The organism is Sphingopyxis panaciterrae, from assembly GCF_011762125.1.
GTDB classification, from domain to species: Bacteria; Pseudomonadota; Alphaproteobacteria; order Sphingomonadales; family Sphingomonadaceae; genus Sphingopyxis; species Sphingopyxis panaciterrae.
The window spans coordinates 437427-453660 of the sequence record NZ_JAASQN010000003.1 but is presented as its reverse complement, the minus strand read 5'-3'; the positions used below and the strand labels follow the sequence as shown (position 1 = coordinate 453660).

At 64.6% G+C, this 16234-nt stretch carries 14 protein-coding genes; 7 read left to right on the top strand and 7 right to left on the bottom strand.

From position 1 onward, the window contains the following. Positions 1 to 67: 67 nt before the first annotated feature. The 4 genes from FHR22_RS14160 to FHR22_RS14145 all read left to right on the top strand — a co-directional run bounded on the left by FHR22_RS14160 (position 68) and on the right by FHR22_RS14145 (position 6243). A complete protein-coding gene (locus FHR22_RS14160) occupies positions 68 to 1543 on the top strand; it encodes a M81 family metallopeptidase (protein WP_166943856.1) in 1476 nt (491 codons plus the stop codon). A gap of 331 nt (positions 1544 to 1874) precedes the next feature. Continuing rightward, entirely contained in the window at positions 1875 to 3653 is a 1779-nt protein-coding gene (locus FHR22_RS14155) for a CocE/NonD family hydrolase (protein ID WP_166943855.1), read from the top strand. After that, entirely contained in the window at positions 3650 to 4150 is a 501-nt protein-coding gene (locus FHR22_RS14150) for an SRPBCC family protein (protein ID WP_166943853.1), read from the top strand. Before FHR22_RS14155 ends, FHR22_RS14150 begins: the two co-directional genes overlap by 4 nt. A 38-nt stretch (positions 4151 to 4188) precedes the next feature. Then, positions 4189 to 6243, top strand: coding sequence for a prolyl oligopeptidase family serine peptidase (locus tag FHR22_RS14145; protein WP_166943851.1), 2055 nt, complete (start codon positions 4189 to 4191; stop codon positions 6241 to 6243). Between the two features lie 26 nt (positions 6244 to 6269). On the opposite strand, the gene FHR22_RS14140 is transcribed toward FHR22_RS14145, so the two are convergent. After that, on the bottom strand, positions 6270 to 6893 hold the full coding sequence (locus tag FHR22_RS14140) for a TetR family transcriptional regulator (protein WP_166943849.1): 624 nt from the start codon (positions 6891 to 6893) through the stop codon (positions 6270 to 6272). A gap of 319 nt (positions 6894 to 7212) precedes the next feature. Between FHR22_RS14140 and FHR22_RS14135 the strand changes: the two genes are divergently transcribed. The 3 genes from FHR22_RS14135 to FHR22_RS14125 all read left to right on the top strand — a co-directional run bounded on the left by FHR22_RS14135 (position 7213) and on the right by FHR22_RS14125 (position 9765). Beyond that, positions 7213 to 8472 carry an FAD-dependent oxidoreductase gene (locus FHR22_RS14135; protein ID WP_166943847.1) on the top strand — a complete coding sequence of 420 codons (1260 nt, stop codon included), beginning with the start codon at positions 7213 to 7215 and terminating at the stop codon, positions 8470 to 8472. A gap of 143 nt (positions 8473 to 8615) precedes the next feature. After that, a complete protein-coding gene (locus FHR22_RS14130; RefSeq protein WP_341786627.1) occupies positions 8616 to 9248 on the top strand; it encodes a helix-turn-helix domain-containing protein in 633 nt (210 codons plus the stop codon). A 163-nt stretch (positions 9249 to 9411) separates the two neighbouring features. Continuing rightward, positions 9412 to 9765, top strand: a complete 354-nt coding sequence (locus tag FHR22_RS14125; protein ID WP_166943845.1) for a RidA family protein — start codon at positions 9412 to 9414, stop codon at positions 9763 to 9765. Between the two features lie 86 nt (positions 9766 to 9851). Here the strand turns inward: FHR22_RS14125 and FHR22_RS14120 are convergent, their stop codons facing one another. The 6 genes from FHR22_RS14120 to FHR22_RS14095 all read right to left on the bottom strand — a co-directional run bounded on the left by FHR22_RS14120 (position 9852) and on the right by FHR22_RS14095 (position 16233). After that, positions 9852 to 10190, bottom strand: a complete 339-nt coding sequence (locus tag FHR22_RS14120; protein ID WP_166943844.1) for a hypothetical protein — start codon at positions 10188 to 10190, stop codon at positions 9852 to 9854. A gap of 126 nt (positions 10191 to 10316) precedes the next feature. Further along, positions 10317 to 11318: an NAD(P)H-dependent glycerol-3-phosphate dehydrogenase gene (locus FHR22_RS14115; protein WP_166943843.1), complete on the bottom strand. Its 1002-nt coding sequence runs from the start codon at positions 11316 to 11318 to the stop codon at positions 10317 to 10319. A gap of 39 nt (positions 11319 to 11357) precedes the next feature. Beyond that, positions 11358 to 12290, bottom strand: a complete 933-nt coding sequence (locus FHR22_RS14110) for an alpha/beta fold hydrolase (protein ID WP_166943842.1) — start codon at positions 12288 to 12290, stop codon at positions 11358 to 11360. Then, on the bottom strand, positions 12287 to 13141 hold the full coding sequence (locus tag FHR22_RS14105) for an alpha/beta hydrolase (RefSeq protein WP_166943841.1): 855 nt from the start codon (positions 13139 to 13141) through the stop codon (positions 12287 to 12289). Before FHR22_RS14105 ends, FHR22_RS14110 begins: the two co-directional genes overlap by 4 nt. A gap of 1 nt (position 13142) precedes the next feature. Continuing rightward, positions 13143 to 14591 carry a DUF3336 domain-containing protein gene (locus tag FHR22_RS14100; protein WP_166943840.1) on the bottom strand — a complete coding sequence of 483 codons (1449 nt, stop codon included), beginning with the start codon at positions 14589 to 14591 and terminating at the stop codon, positions 13143 to 13145. Positions 14592 to 14739: 148 nt separating this feature from the next. Next, on the bottom strand, positions 14740 to 16233 hold the full coding sequence (locus tag FHR22_RS14095; RefSeq protein WP_166943839.1) for a wax ester/triacylglycerol synthase family O-acyltransferase: 1494 nt from the start codon (positions 16231 to 16233) through the stop codon (positions 14740 to 14742). Between the last annotated feature and the right edge of the window lies 1 nt (position 16234).

Sequence of the window (16234 nt, the reverse complement as noted above, 5' to 3'; positions counted from 1 at the left end):
AAAATGCCGCCGCCGCGACGATCGCGAGCGCAGCCGGCGAACGGGCATCATATTGCAAGAGGAACCCATGAATATTTTCGTTGCTGGCATGATGATGGAAACCAACAGTTTCTCGGCCATCCCCTGTACCCGCGATTCCTTCGTGAACGCGATGTATTACCGGCCCGAACATACAGGACCCGATCCGGAGCCGGCGGCGTATGAGCAATTCGGCTACCGCACCTTCCTGCGGCTGGCGCGCGAGAGGGGCTATGGCGCTTACGCCTCGCTCCACGCCTTTGCCGAGCCCGCCGCCCCGTGCCGCCAGGAAGATTATGAAAGCCTGCGCGACGAGATTCTCGACGATCTGCGGGCCGCGATGCCGGTCGATATGGTCTTTCTGATGCTGCATGGCGCGCAGATGGCGCAGGGTTATGACGACTGCGAAGGCGACATTATCGAAAAGGTCCGCGAAATCACCGGCCCTGACATCTTCATCGGGGTCGAACTCGACCTGCACGGCAATGTGACAACGCGGATGGCCGAGGCGTCGAACGCGCTGGTCGCCTGCCTGCTCTACCCGCACACCGACTTCGACGAGCGCGGCGAGCAGCTCTTTGCCATCGGGGAACGCTTCGCGCGCGGCGAGATCCGGACCCGCAATCATCTCCAGCGCGTGCCGATGCTCGGTCTCTATTATACGACACTGCCCCATATGATGGCGGTCAACGATGCGGTGCTCGCCGCCGAACGGCAGGACGGCATTCACTCGGTTTCGCTGATGCACGGCTTTGCCTGGGCCGATCATCCCGATGTCGGCGCCGCCGTTATCGTCGTCGCCGAATCCGGTCAGGGCGGCGTGCCCGATCTCGCCCGCGACATCGGCCGCCAATTCTTTGCGGCGCGCGACGAGACGCGCAGCCTGCGCCGGCCGGTCGACGATATTCTGGGCGCGATCGCGGCGTCGCCCGAAGCCGGGCCGTTCGTCATCGCCGATGTTGCCGATAATGCCGGCGGCGGCGCGGGCGCCGATTCGACCTTCATCCTCACGCGACTGATCGAGCGCGGCATCAAGGACGCCGCGCTCGCGATGATCTGGGATCCCATCGCGGTCGACTTCGCCTGGCAGGCAGGCATCGGCAACCGGCTCAACCTGCGCCTTGGCGGCAAGACCGGCCCCTTCGCAGGGCTGCCGGTCGATGGCGAGGCGACCGTGGTCGCGCTGGCCGACGCGATCGAGCAGGAAGATCCCGCGGGCGGGCTGATGTTCGGCATCGGCCGCGCGGCGCTGCTCCGCATCGGCGGCATATTGGTGGCCGTCAACAGCATCCGTCAGCAGGTCTACGACCCTGTCTGCCTGACCGGCCTCGGGGTCGATTTGAGTGCGCTGCGCATCGTCGTCGTGAAGTCGACCCAGCATTTCTACGAACGCTTCAGCACGCTCGCCACCGGGATATTCTATTGCGAGACCCCGGGCTCGCTGACGCTCGATTTCGACGCCGGCCGCTACAGCCGCTTGCGGCGGCCGATCTGGCCAATCGACGCGGATGCGGCGCCAGCATAATCTGGTCGCGTAAAGTCCGTTATCGGCCGATTGCCGCCATTACCCTTATCGTCACCCCGGACTTGATCCGGGGTCCCGCTTGAAGTCGAAAACTGCTCGTGCCTCAAAAAAAGCGGGATCCCGGGTCAAGCCCGGGATGACGTAGGTGAGTAGAGCTCATGGCAGCTGCCCACCCCAATGCCGTCATCTTCGTCATATACACCCAATCGACCACAATCCACGCTTGACAGTACAGTATTGTATGTTTCTATATCGCTATCAGATTTTCCGTTGAGGACTCGAATCCCGGCGGCAGATAATCGGCCTCGAAAAGAGCCGGAAGGGACTGGGAATGAGCGAAGAGACGATGCGCGACTCGATGGGGCTGCTGAGCCGCACCGGCGGCGGCGCGGCGCCCGCGATCGAGCTGATGCCCGATCCCGACCTGCGGCTGATGCTGCCGATGCGCGACGGCGTCGGGCTCGACACCTATGTCTGGCGGCCGCAGGGCGACGCGCCCGCGCCGGTGATCCTGTGGCGTACGCCGTACCGCGAGGAGGTGCTCGGCTGGGCGCGGCTGCGCCAGCTTCGCTATCTCGACCATGGCTATATCGTCGTCAACCAGCTCGTCCGCGGCACTGGCGAATCCGAAGGCGATTTTCTGTTCAGCTCGCCCTATGAGCGCAGCGACGGTTACGACACGATCGAATGGCTCGCCGCGCAGCCGTGGTGCGACGGCAATGTCGGCATGGACGGCGGTTCGTACGTCGGGCTGACCCAGCTCCTCGCTGCGGCGGAGCGGCCACCGCATCTCAAATGCATCATCCCGCAGGTGCCCGCGGTGAATTATTTCCGCGAGCTTCCCTATTTCGGCGGTGCTTTCACGCGGCTCCACACGATCAACTGGCTGAATCTGATCTCGATCGCGTCGCTGTCCGAACTGACCGGGGGCTTCGTCGCAACGCTGCCGGTGCTGTCACAGCCCGACTGGTTCCGCCGCCTGACGATGCGCCCGGCGATCGATGCGGCGGACGATGTGTTGAAGGGCGACAAGCTCGCCCATTACCGCGAGGCGCTCGAACATCCGACCTTCGACGACTGGTGGCAGGAGCGGACGCTCGGCGCCGCGGACTATGCCGCGATGGACCTGCCGGCGCTGTTCATCACCGGCAATTTCGATCCCAGCCTCGGCGCCATGGGCGCGTGGCATGGCCTTGCCGCCAACGCCCCCGACCGCGACGACCGCCAATTGCTGCTCGGCCCGTGGGACCATGGCCAGGTCTATACTGGCGGCGGCGACAGCTATGGCCCGCATGATTTTGATGCCGCCGCCGCAGCCGATCCCTTCCCGATCCGCCTCGCCTTCTATGACAAGCACCTCAAGAACAAGGGCGACGGCCCTGACCTTGGCGGCAAGGCGAAAATCTTCATCACCGGCCGCAATCGCTACGAAAGCTTCGACGCCTTTCCGCCGAAGGAGGTGCGCGGCATCTCCTTCTTCCTTGCCAGCAACAGCGCCGCGAACGGTGCCTATGGCGGTGGCACGCTCGTGACCGACGCGGGCGCGATCACCGGCGCGCCCGAGCGGATGCGCGCCGACCCGGCGATGCCTTTCGCCGCGCCGCTGACCGATGCGCTTGGCCGGATCAGCAGCCTCGACGAGCATGTCCGCCACATCGATACGCTGTTATTCCGCACCGAACCGCTTGCCAAACCGCTGGCGATCCTCGGCGAGACCGGCGTCGTACTGCACGTCGCGGTCGACACGCCCGATGCCGATATCGTCGCGCATCTTGCCGAGATTCGGCCCGACGGATCTGTCGTCGAGCTGGCCTATCACGCCCTGCGGCTGCGGTATCGCGACGGTTTCGATCGCGAGGTACCGATGATTCCCGGCGAGGCGGTCGAGGTGCGGCTGAAGCTGACCCTGTCGGCGCACGAGCTTGCTGCCGGACATCGGCTCGCACTGCTGCTGCGCCCCGACTTCTTCCCGTTCATCGACCCCAATCCGAACACCGGCGAGCCGATCGCGACCGCAACGCGCATGCAGACTGCGCAAATCACGGTCTTCCACGACGCGGCGCGGCCTTCGCGTCTTGAACTCCCCGTCCTCGAAAGCCTCCAGCCATGACCGACCAGCGTGTCCGCGTGACGATCGTCAACCATGCCGCCATCGACATCGCCGCATCGCCCGCCGCGGTGTGGCAGACGATCCTCGACGAGTATATCGAGGCGAAGAAGTTCCGCGAGCTTGGCTATGCAATCGAACCGCTGGACGATCCGGCCGCTTGTCTTGGCGGCTACCGCATGCGCTTCGAGCAGGATGGCGCGGTGGTCGACGAGCGTATCTGCCACGTCACCGAACGCGACGAGGCGGCGCACCGGCTGAGCATGTTCGCCGATTATCTGGCTGGCGGCATGATTGTTTATGCGACCTACCACGCCGACGAGGCGCCCGGCGGCACGCGATATCGTCTCGACTGCCATTCGACGCTCGGCATCGATCAGCCTGCGGGTGCCGAACGAAGCGAGATTGCTTCCGCCGCCGGCGAAATGAAGGCGCAGTTCGGCACCGCGCTGACCGGCTATCTCGAAAGCATCAAGGCCAAGCTCGAAACGCAGGGCTGAACTGGCTCGCAGCGACGCAATGAATTGGGAGACAAGATATGACGACCACCCCCCGCCGCCCGGTCACCAAGACGATCGGTGCCGTCACCTTCGACGACCCCTATGACTGGCTTCAGCATGATAGCGAAGAGGCGCTGGCGTGGCAGTGGGAACAGGATGCGATCGCGCAGCGCGAGGCGCGCGCCTGGCCGCATTTCGAAACGCTGAAGGAACAGATCCGCGCCAACGACGCGGGCAATTTCATGGTTTCACGGACACCGCCGCGGCTGCGCGGCGACCGCTGGTTCTGGATCGCACCGCCGCCGGGCGGCGGAGGCCGCGTCGTCTGGAGCGCGGCCAGTCTCGACGATCCCGGGCAGCCGGTCTTCGCCTTCGCCGATCATCTCGCCGCGACCGACGCGGCAAGCGCCGCGGTGCTGTGGTGGGAGCCGTCACCCGACGGCCGGCGCGTCGCGGCGATCATCTGTATCGGCGGCGACATGATGGGCGAATGGCATGTCGTGGACACCGCAACGGGCAAAGCCGTTCATGCGCCGCTGCCCGCGATCGGCTATAGCGGCGCGATCCCCGGGTGGCTCGCCGACGGCAGCGGCTTTTACCTGCACGGCCGCGACCCCGAGGGGCGCCACCGCATCTCCTTTGTCCCGCTCGATGCAGGCGTCGCCGATCGGCCCGCGGTTCTATTCGGCGGTACCGAGGTGCCTGCACAAATGTCGGGCCTGAGCTGCAACGTCTCGCCGGACGATCGCTGGGTGATCGCCGATTCGGGTCCGCACGAACGCACCGCCTATATGATCGGCGACGCGACCACCGGCGCTTGGCGGCCGTTCATTCCCGACGGTTACGAGGGCGAGCTGACCGGCGGCTGGCTCGATGCCGACACCTATGTCGCCCGCGCCCACGGCGACGACACCCCGCGCGGCCGCATCGTCGCGATCCCCGTCGCAACGTCGCAGGACCGCAGCAGCTGGCGCGAGATCGCGCCGCAAAGCGAGGCGGTGATCCGCGCCGTCGGGACGATCCGCGGCAAGATCATCGTCGCCGAACTGCTCCACGTTTCGCTGCGCCTGCGCATCATCGACCCCGTGGACGGCAGCGAACAGGTCGTGCCGCTCGAGGAAGCGGGTGCGAGCTGGATCAGCGCCTTTCACCGCTTCGACCGCACCGATGCGCTGACCTTCGATTATGCGAGCTTTACCAAGACCGCGGGCATCTATCACTACGACCTCGACAGCGCCGAGGTGAGCACCGTCGTCGCGCCCGAAGTCGAACTTGCCGGGATCAAGGTCACGCAGCATTTCGCGCGCAGCAAGGACGGCGTCCATATCCCTTATTATATGGTCCACCGCGACGACCTGAGCTTCGATACGCCGCGCCCGGCGCTTGTCACGGCCTATGGCGGGTTCAACTCGGCCTTCGTTCCGGCCTTCCTCGCCCATTTCACGCCGTTCGTGCGCGCCGGCGGCGTGCTCATCCACGCCAACATTCGCGGCGGCGGCGAATATGGCAAGATCTGGCACGAAAGCGGCCGGCTTGCCTGCAAATGGAACAGCTACCTCGACCTGTTCGCCGTCACCGAAGCGGTAATCGCGAACGGCATCACCCGGCCCGACCTGCTGGCGATGACCGGCGCGAGCAACGGCGGCCTGCTGGCGGGAGTCGCGATCGTCCATCGCCCCGACCTGTTCCGCGTCGTCGTGCCCGACGTACCGACCTTCGACGAGATGGAGCCCCTTCCCGACGATGCCGAATCAGCGCCGATCCGTGCGATCTTCTGGCAGGATTATGGCGATCCGCAGGACCCGGTGATGTCGAAGATCATCTATTCCTATTCGCCCTATCACAATGTTCGCGACGGCGTGGCTTACCCCGCGGTGTTCCAGTTGTTCGGCGAAAAGGATGCGGGCTGCCGGCCCTTCCACGGCCGCAAGTTCACCGCGCGGATGCTCGAAGCTTCCAGTTCGGGCCACCGGACGCTGCTCCGGGTATGGAAGGACACCGGCCACGCCTCGTTCGACGCCGACACCTCGGTGACCCAGCGGGCGGAATGGCTCGGCTTCGTGATGGCCGAGCTTGGCATGGTACCGGTTTGACCGCGGCCGGCGAAGGCGCCGGCCGGTCAGGCGGCCTTGCGCTTTCCCTTTGCTTTCGACCGGTCGAGCGTCCGCAGCGAGTCCTTGAGATCGGCGGGCGCCGGCAAGCCCGTCAGCGCTTCGCAATAATAGGGAGCCAGCTCGATGCGCTCGTCGAGGCTTTCAGGGATCGCGAGCGCATAATAGCCGATCTGGTGGAAATACATCACGCGGGCGCGGACGAACGCCTCGGTCCCCGTTATCCCGTTCCGCTCGAGGAAAAGCTGGAACAGGCCGATCCAGGCGTCGTCGATCTCATGAACCACCGCGGTGACTTCACGCGACTTGCGCGCCCAGACGCGGATGGCGATGTCGAAGGCCGGAAAATTGGGGTCCTCGCCCAGCCAGACCTTGAACAGTTCGATCAGCCCGGTGGCACCTTCCTCGGCCCGCTTTTCGATCGCGGCGATTTCCTGGCTGTTGTTGTTTTTCCAATCTTCGAGCAGCGCGTCGAGCAGTTCCTGCCGATGCTTGAAATGCCAATAGAAGCTGCCGCGCGTCACCTTCATCCGCCGCGCCAGCACATCGACCTTCACATCGTCGACACCCGACGCGATCAGCGCCTTGCGCGCGACCGCGATCCAATCCCCGCGGGTCAAACGACCGTTCACCACTGCACCTGCTCCTCTGCTCATCGCTTCCATCGCGTGGAAGTCCGTCGCGCCATGGACTGCTGTATCGATCAATCGCCGGTTTAGGAACGGCCAGTTTTGCGAATCGACCATAATATCCGGCGGGGGATCCGCAGCCGCCGCCGTCGCGGGTTCCCGACGGGCCGGCCCGTAAAATAGCGTGATCGGGACATAATTTTCCGCCTCGACCATACATTTCTGTATTGTCCACTTTTGGCGCATCGGCTAGGCCGGGCCATGCCAGCAGAAAGCAGGCAATCGCACCGCCGAACGGATCGGCGATGAAGGGAAAGATGGAGTGACCGACAATCTCGTCATCGGCTGCGGAGTCGTCGGGCTGACCACGGCGCTCGAGCTTCTCCGGCGCGGCGAACGCGTCACGCTGGTGGACTCGGCCGACCATGCGGGCCTCGGCACCAGCTTTGCCAATGGCGGGCTACTGACGCCCTCGATGTCTGATCCGTGGAACGCGCCGGGGGTCCATCGTCACCTGCTCGAATATCTCGTCAGCTCGTCGGCGCCGCTCAAGATCCGGCTCGGCGCACTCCCCTCGCTGATCCGCTGGGGCCCGCAGTTCCTGCTCAATTCGCGCGCCGCGCCGCATCGGACCGCGACGCTCGCCAACCTTGAACTTGCGACCTATTCGCTCGCCGAGATGCAGGACATCCGCACGCGACATGGCTTCGCTTTCGACGCGTCAGATGACGGCGCACTCAAATTCTTCCGCACCGGCGCGGCGTTCGACGCCGCGCTCGCCATCACCGACCTGATCCGCCAGCACGGCATCGATGCCCGGACGCTCGACCCTGCGGGGGCGGTAGCGGTCGAACCCTGCCTCGCGCCGGTGCAGGACGCGATCGTCGGCGCCATCCATTATCCCGGCGACGCGTCGGGCGATGCCCATCTGTTCTGCCGCGCGGCAGCCCGGACCATCGCCGATCTCGGCGGCCGGTTCCGCTATGGCGAGACGGTGGAGCGGATCGAGGTCCGGGGCGGCCGCGTGATCGGCGCGCGTCTGGTGAACGAGATCATCGCGACCGACCGGATAATCGTCGCCGCAGGGGTCGCCAGCCCGGCGCTCGCCGCGAAGCTGGGGCTGCGCCTCGCGATCAAGCCGGTGAAGGGCTATTCGATGACCTATACCCCCGACCCTGCGGCGCCCATGCCCCGCCTCCCGGTCATCGACGATGGCTATCATGCGGCGATCACACCGCTTGGCCCGCGACTGCGCGTCGCCGGGACGGCCGAATTTGCCGGCGATGATCTGGAGCTCGACCCGAAGCGGGTCGATAATCTGGGGCAACTCGTCAAGGCGACCTATCCCGCGATCGCCGACGACGCGACGCTGGCGACCGGTAAGCCCTGGGCGGGACTGCGGCCGGTCGCGGCGGACGGGCGACCCTATATCGGTCCAGGCCGGGTTCGCGGATCATGGGTCAACTGCGGTCACGGTCACCTCGGCTGGACCCTCGCCGCGGGTTCGGCGCGGCTGCTCGTCGACCTGATGTCGGGTGTCAAACCCGATCTCGACCCATCGCCATATTCGCCATGCCGTTGATTTTTCCATCGGGCGGCGGCGCGATCGATCGTGCAGACGATCCGATCGGAAACCCGAAAAGAACAGGACATCCGCGGCGAATGACTTCAATTTATCCTGATTAGGATATAAGTGTCTGGCTGGAATAGAAGGAGCAGGTATCGGTGGCAGGCGATCGACGGACATTGGGGGCGGTGATGTCGGGCCTTCGCACGCGCAACGGCTGGACGCTCAAGGAAATGAGCCAGCAGAGCGGCATCCCGATGTCGACGCTGTCGAAGGTCGAGCATGACCGGCTGTCGCTGACTTACGACAAGCTGCAACAGGTCAGCGAGCGGCTGAACATCAGCATGGCGGATCTGTTTTCCGAAGAGCCGGCCGCGGCGACCGTCATGGGCCGGCGCAGCATCGGCACGCTCGAAAATGCGGTTCGCGTCGAGACGCCCAATTACGAGTATAATTATCTTTGTACCGAACTGCGCAACAAGCGCATGGTGCCGGTCGTTACGCGGATCCACGCCAAATCGATCGAGGCGTTCGGCGAACTCGTCCGCCATTCGGGCGAGGAATTCATCTATGTTGTCGAAGGACGGTTGATCGTTCACACCGAATTCTATGACCCGATCGAACTCAAACCGGGCGAGTCCATCTATATCGATTCGGGAATGGGCCATGCCTATATTTGCGGCCAGACGTCGGGCGAGACGTTGACGATCGGCATCATGTCGAGCGCCGACGAAGACCTGTCCGCCCTCGTCCCCGTTGCGCATCACCGCATCGGGAAAACCGGTCCCTGACATCCGGATCGCGCGCGCGCCATCAAAAAAGCCCAAGTCCAGCCTGCACCTGAAGGATCAGCGCATCGCCGCTGAGCCCTGTGGGACATCTTTGTCCAAAAATCGGCCCTGAAGCCGCACCGACTTCGCCCCGGCTTTGCGGGCGACAACCAAGGATCATTATATGAACAGCATATCGACCCTGCCGCTATCGATGGTCCGCCAGGCCGGCGACCTCGTCTTCATTTCCGGACAGCTTTCGCTCGAAGGCGGCAAGATCGTCGGCGACGATATCGTCGCCCAGACCGATCGCGCGCTTGACGGCCTTGCGGTTCAACTCACCAGCGTGGGCCTCGATTTCAGCGACGTCGTCAAGACCAATGTCTGGATCACGTCGAAGGCGAATTTCGCGGGTTTCAATACGACCTATGCCGCCCGTTTCACGGCTCCCTACCCGGCCCGATCGACCGTCATCAGCGACCTGGTTCTGGATGGCGCACTGGTCGAAATCGACGCCGTCGCCCAGCTCCGCCCCTGATATCGACCAGAAAGAAGGGCGGGCGCCCGATCACGCCCGCCCTTCCCTGCGACCCGGAGCAAGGTCCGGGTAACCGTCAAGGCTGCTTATCCGCCGACCGTCACGCGGCCGCTGCGATAGCCTTTCTTGCGCATTTCCTTCACATAATCCTTGTCGGCATCGACCACCTCGGTCTCCCATTCGTCCCACGCGTCCCAACGATCCTCGCGGTCGGTGGCGTGGCGAAGGTCGCTGCTCAGTTCCTTCTCCGCCTCCAGGATATCGGCCTTGTAATTATACCAATATTGGTTGACGACGCCCGCGATCGGCGCGGTACGGATGTGCGGCGCCTCGAAACCCGGCGGCATCGACCTGTAGGGCACCGCGGCGACGGCAACGCTGGCGGGAAGAGCCATGAGAACGGCAAGGGTGGTCCACTTTTTCATTGTCCATCTCCTGATTGACGCCCCCCGCGCTGCGGGGGTCAGGAGAAAGAACGAAACAGAGGCGCCTTTTCTTCCCGGTTCGTCGGCAAAAAGAAACGGGCCGCGGCGGAATCGCCTGAAATCCGCTTAGCCGGGGTGCGCTTCGTCACCGACCGCCGAGCGGAGCAAGCCGCGAAACACATCCTGCGCGGTGCGCTTTCCCTGCGTCACATCAAAGACGTCGCGCGCGATCGGCATCGCAATTCCGTGCTTTTCGGCCAGCGCGATGACGGTCGGCGCGCTCTTCACGCCCTCGGCAACCATGTTCATCCCCGCGATGATATCGTCGATGCGGCGCCCCTTGCCGAGTTCGACGCCGACATGGCGGTTGCGCGACAGCGGGCTGGTGCAGGTGGCGATGAGGTCGCCCATGCCGGTCAGCCCCGCGAAGGTCTCCGGCCGCCCGCCCATTGCGACACCGAGGCGCGTGATCTCTGCCAGCCCGCGCGTCATCAGCGCCGAGCGGGTATTGTCGCCCGCCCCCTGCCCGTCACCCATACCCACCGCGATCGCGATGATATTCTTGAGCACCCCGCCCAGTTCGCAGCCGAGCAGATCGGTGTTGGTGTAGACGCGGAACAGCCCTGAATGGAACACCGGCTGGAGCGCGCGGACGACGATCTCGTCTTCCATCGACAAGACGCTCGCGGCCGCCTGCCCGGTCATGATCTCGCGCGCGAGATTGGGACCCGTAAGCACGCCGACGGGATGGCCGGACAGCACTTCCTCGATCAGTTCGGTCATTCGTTTGCCCGACGCCAGTTCGAGCCCCTTGGTCAGGCTGATCACCGGCACCCATGGGCGCAGATGCAGCTTCGCCTCTTCCAATACGCTGCGAAAGCTGTGCGAGGGGACGCCCATTACGAGCACGTCGGAACCAGCGACGACTTGGGCCAGGTCGGCGGTCGCGCTCAATATCGACGGCAACTTGATGCCGGGCAGATATTTGCGGTTTTCATTGTCGCGATTAATGCCGTCGACGGTCTCCGCGTCGCGCGCCCACAGCGTGATCGGTGCGTTGCGCGACACCACCGATGCCACCGTCGTCCCCCAGCTGCCCCCACCGAGCAGGCCGACCTTCAACCGCATGAAACTCTCCCCAGTTTTCAGACGAGAGTGGCGCGGTTATCACAGCTTGGCAAGGAAGCCCTTCATCACGTCGGCGGTGCCCTTCGGGTCTTCGACCATCGGGACATGACCGACATGCTCCATGATATGCGAGCTGCTGCCCGCGATGCCCGTTTCGAGCGCGGCAACGCAGCTCACGTCGATGATACGGTCGTGACGGCCCCAGAGGATCAGCGTCGGCACCTTCACCTCGCCGAGCCGGTCGTTGAGCGGATGGTCGCGTGCCTCGTTGGCGATAACCCAGAAAATCGTGTCGAGCTGGTCGCGATAGCGCAGCCCGTCGGCATAGAGCGCGGGTTTGAGCCGCTGCGGGATGAAGGGCGGCTTGTGGACGACCATCGCCACCAGCCGGTCGGCGTCCTCGAGGCTGGCGAGGACGAGCGGACTCTGTTCGCCGTCGACCGCCTGCTTCTGGAGGTCGCTTTCGTCCGCGCCGAGCACCCCGGCATTGTCGATCAGGATCAGGCTGGCGAGAGCGCCCGGATAGTCGAGCGCATAGCGAAGCGCGATCCAGCCGCCCATGCTGTTGCCCGCGATATGCGGGCGGTCGAGGCCGAGCGCGTCGGAAAATTCCTTGAGCCGCCGCGTCTGCGCCTCGATATCATATGCGAGCGCCGGATTGCGCTCATTCTCGCCGAAGCCGGGCAGGTCGGGCGCGATGACATGATAATCGCGCGTCAGGTACGGCGCGATCATCGACCAATTGTCCTTGTCGCCCGAAAAGCCGTGGACGAGCAGAAGCAGCGGTTTCGAGCGATCGCCGCCCTCCAGATAGGGCCAGGCGCGGCCGCCGACCGTCACGCTTTTCTGCACCGTCCCGCCGCGCTTGCGCAGCAACCAGCGGCCGATCGCGAGCAGGCGGCCGGGGAAGATGAAATAGAGCAGCGTCAGCGTGATCAGCGGCGCAGCGATAAGGATGAGGAGGATTCTCATGTCGCGGCCTCCGGCTTCACATGCGCATCGAACCAGCCGACCAGGTCGCCCAGCACCGCGCCCTGTTCGGGCTCGTTATAGATTTCGTGGAACAGGCCGGGATAGATTTTGAGCAGCTTGTCCGCCGACGACACATGGTCGAACAGATATTGCGACCCCTCGACCGAGGCGAGGCTGTCCCCTTCGCCGTGCTGGAGCAGGATCGGTAGCGCGATCTTCGGCGCACCGGCCTGCGCCGCCGCCATCGCGTCCATGAATTCCTTGCCCAGCCGCGCGCCGACCTTGCCGGTATAGACGAGCGGATCGGCGAGATAGGCGGCAACTACGGCAGGGTCGCGGCTGACACCATTGGCATCGAGCGCCAGCACGCCAAGGCGCGGGAAGAAGCGCGAGAGAAAGCGACTGATCCAGATAGTGAAACGCGACGGCGGCGCGCCTGGGACGATCGCGGGGCCCGAGAGCGCCGCCGCGACGAACGCCTGTTGCCGCTCGATCAGGAACAGGGTCCCGATCAGCCCCCCCATGCTGTGCCCGAGGAGCAGGCGCGGTGCGCCGGGGTGGTTGACCTCGACCAGCGCGAGCAGTTCGGCCATCCCGTCGGTAAAGACCGAAAAGCGCGGGACGAAACCCGGGATGCCGTCGGACCGGCCATGGCCCCAATGGTCGATCGCATAGACGGCATAACCCGCATCGGTCAGCCGCTTCGCGACATGGCCGTAACGCCCGGCATGTTCGGCATAGCCATGCGCGAGCAGCATGATGGCACGCGGCGGTCCTTCAGGAAGCCAGCGGGTGACATGGAGCTTGGCGCCCGCACCGGCCGATCCCGCGGGCAGGATCACCGCAGACATATCAGCGAACCGCCTTCTTCAGCGCCGCGCTGCGATGGCCCGGGCCGTCGTCGCCCGCCTTGTCGATCTTCGCAAGGATCGCATCGAGCGCGCGGCTGATCGCGGTTTGCGTGCGCACCATCTCGATCTTCGGCCAGGCGGTGCGCATCCCGCTGTCGATCAACTCGTCGATATCCTCGCGCGACAGGTCCGAGAGGATCTTCGTCGGCGACCAGAATTTGGGCGGGCGGATGATGTTGATGTCGCCGGTATATTCCTGATTGATCACCGAGCGCGCGAGATTGGCGAGGCTGTTGAGCGGCGGCACCATTTCGAGCGGCTTCTGGAAGATCACCATGTTCGCGTTGAGCCACGCCTTGAAGGTCGCCATCGACGCATGTTGAATGGCCTCGATCGGCGCCATCTGCTTGCGCGTGTCGGTCGCGAACGGCAGCGCCAGCGGGTTCGCCTGGCTGACGATATGATGGTTGACGCCATAGAGGCGCTCGAGCCGCTTGGTCGGGATGTCGTGCGTGACCGACCCGTCGACCCAGCGCCGGTCGGGCTGGTACGGCACGCGCTTGCCGCTTTCGTCGCGCGCCATCAGCATCACCGGCGGGAAGACGCCGGGCACCGCGCACGAGGCGAGTACCGCCTCGCGGATCAGTACATTGGGCGCGGTGATCGCGTTGAGCAGCCGGCCGTTCTGATGCTTTTCGGCGGGCGCGACCGAGACGTTGAGGTGGCGGCCGCTAATCTCATAAGCCTCCTGAAAGGTCAGGTCGGGGATCAGTTCGGCGAGGCGGTCGCGCACTTCGTCCGGCGCCAGTCGCTTTTGTTCGGGATCGCGATCGGGATTGGCGAGACGGTCGCTTTCGAGAAAAGCGCCAATGTCGGCATTCTTGCGGGTGCAGACGGTCGCGGCGACGATCGACCCGCCGCTCGATCCCGCGAGGATGTTCGGCAACACCCCCTCCGACCACAGCGCCTTGACGACACCGATGTGGAAAAACAGGAAGCTGCCCGAGCCCGAGAGCAAGAGCGCCGAGCGGCCGTAGCAATGCTGGGCACGGCGGAAGAAATCGCGCTTTTCCTCACGCGGGATGCTGCGCGCCGCCGCAATCTTGTCGAGCGCCGCGACGACCTCGACGACATAGGCTTCGATCAGCTTTTTCGTGCCGAAACGCGCCTTCTGGTAGAGCCGCTCGTGCCCTATGCCGTCGATATTGCCGTGGATACCCTCGTTGAGCACGAAGAGCAGCCCTTTGACGTCCCCCGCCGCCGACAGCCCCCACAGCTTTTCGAGCCGGCCGCGGATCGCCTTATAATCGAAATGCTTGCTTTCATCGGCGTCGCGCCACGCCTGCGCGCCCGATCTTTTGTCTGCCGCGAGTGCCGCCTTCGACCATGCCGCATAGTCGGACGCTCGGGCTAGCTCGGCATCGGCGCTCAGCGTCGGGGCAAAAATCATTCGGTCATCCTGCGATATGGTTTATTTTTTTCGAGTCTTGCGGGTTGCGTTGCCTTTGGCAACTGTTTTGACATCGCTTCCCCCACTGTCGTCACCCCGGACTTGATCCGGGGTCCCGCTGATCGACGGTGCTGAGCGGGACCCCGGATCAAGTCCGGGGTGACGAAGAAGGGGGCCGTTTCTTTCCCTTCGCCGCCGCTTTCGGCTTGACCTTGGGCTTGGCAGCGGCCTTCGGGACCGCCGCCATCAGGTCGGCGAAACTTTCTTCGATGCAGGTACGGAAAAAGGCGATGTCGGGCATCACCGCGCGTTCGGAGATGATCGAAAAGGCGATGCGGCCGTTGTAGCTGGGCGTCGCGACGAACAGCCCCATATTGTTCGCGAGCGGCGCCATCCCGTGCTGCTGCACCAGTTGCGCGCCCGCCAGATAGAGCGGCACCTGCGCGCCGGGGACGTTCGAGATAAACAGGTTGGTGCCGCGCACCGCGAAACGCTCGCTGGTGACGATCCGCGCCACGGCCGCCATCGTCGCGCCGGGGATATGCTGCGACAGGTCGGTCATGATCCGCGCGCTGACCCCAGCCTTCGCCTCCTTCGCCTCGACCGTATAGTCGCGGATCGCAGCGAGCCGTTCGAGCGGATCGGCGATATCGCTGCGCACCGGGACGCTCATCGCCGACACCTGATTGCCAGGGGTTGCGGCTTTCCCGCCCTTGCCGCGCAAATTGATCGGCGCGACCGCGACGAGGCTCTCCTTCGGCAACTCCTTATGCTTCGCGAGATATTTGCGCAGCGCGCCGCCGACCGTGGTGATCACCACATCGTTGACCGTCGCGCCGGGCACCTTCTTGCGGATCTCCGCGACATCGGCGAGCGCGACGGTGGTGGCGTCGAACATCTTGTGCGGCCCGACGGGCACGTTGAAGCGCGTTTCGGGAACGCCCGCGGTCATCCCGCCCTCGGTTATCATCGTCTTGCGCGCCGCGGAGACGAGCGCGGGCGACATTTTCAGAAGCGCATTCATGAACTTGACCGGCGACTGCATCGACGCCGACCAGGCGCGGGTGACGACCTCGGCGCTCGACGGCGCCTTACCGAGATTTTCGAGCGGCGGCGGTTCGGGAATCGCCGGCGTACCCTTCGCGTCGATGTCGCTCATCGCGATGAAGGCATGTGCGCCCGACGCGCCGTCGACCGCGGCATGATGGACGCGGTGGAGCATCGCGAAGCTGCCCTTGGGGATGCCCTCGATCCGGTCGAGCCCCTCGATGATATAAATGTCCCAGAGCGGCCGGTTCATATCCATCGGCTTCGAGAAATAGCGCGCGACCGCGATTGTGAACTGCCGCCAGTCGCCGGGTTCGGGCAACCGCGCATGGCTCATATGCGCTTCGATATCGAAATGCTCGTCCTCGACCCAATAGGGATGATCGACGTCGAACGGCAGGCGGTGGAGACGGCGCTTGAACAACGGCGAGGTGTCGACGCGGCCTTCGACGTGGCGGATGATATCCTTGAAGCGCACGAAGCCGCCGGGCGCGGTCGAGGGGTCATAGATATAGACCCCCATGATGTGCGTCAGGTTGTTCGCGGTCTGGGTGTAGAGGAACTGGGCGTCCTGCGCGCTGAGCTGTTTGAGCATC

What these genes read in the sequence shown, in the direction of transcription:
- FHR22_RS14100 (WP_166943840.1), bottom strand. Translation starts at nt 14,591, where the DNA reads ATGATTTTTGCCCCGACGCTGAGCGCCGATGCCGAGCTAGCCCGAGCG.
- FHR22_RS14095 (WP_166943839.1), bottom strand. Translation starts at nt 16,233, where the DNA reads ATGCTCAAACAGCTCAGCGCGCAGGACGCCCAGTTCCTCTACACCCAG.
- FHR22_RS14105 (WP_166943841.1), bottom strand. Translation starts at nt 13,141, where the DNA reads ATGTCTGCGGTGATCCTGCCCGCGGGATCGGCCGGTGCGGGCGCCAAG.
- FHR22_RS14155 (WP_166943855.1), top strand. Translation starts at nt 1,875, where the DNA reads ATGAGCGAAGAGACGATGCGCGACTCGATGGGGCTGCTGAGCCGCACC.
- FHR22_RS14150 (WP_166943853.1), top strand. Translation starts at nt 3,650, where the DNA reads ATGACCGACCAGCGTGTCCGCGTGACGATCGTCAACCATGCCGCCATC.
- FHR22_RS14110 (WP_166943842.1), bottom strand. Translation starts at nt 12,290, where the DNA reads ATGAGAATCCTCCTCATCCTTATCGCTGCGCCGCTGATCACGCTGACG.
- FHR22_RS14160 (WP_166943856.1), top strand. Translation starts at nt 68, where the DNA reads ATGAATATTTTCGTTGCTGGCATGATGATGGAAACCAACAGTTTCTCG.
- FHR22_RS14125 (WP_166943845.1), top strand. Translation starts at nt 9,412, where the DNA reads ATGAACAGCATATCGACCCTGCCGCTATCGATGGTCCGCCAGGCCGGC.
- FHR22_RS14115 (WP_166943843.1), bottom strand. Translation starts at nt 11,318, where the DNA reads ATGCGGTTGAAGGTCGGCCTGCTCGGTGGGGGCAGCTGGGGGACGACG.
- FHR22_RS14120 (WP_166943844.1), bottom strand. Translation starts at nt 10,190, where the DNA reads ATGAAAAAGTGGACCACCCTTGCCGTTCTCATGGCTCTTCCCGCCAGC.
- FHR22_RS14145 (WP_166943851.1), top strand. Translation starts at nt 4,189, where the DNA reads ATGACGACCACCCCCCGCCGCCCGGTCACCAAGACGATCGGTGCCGTC.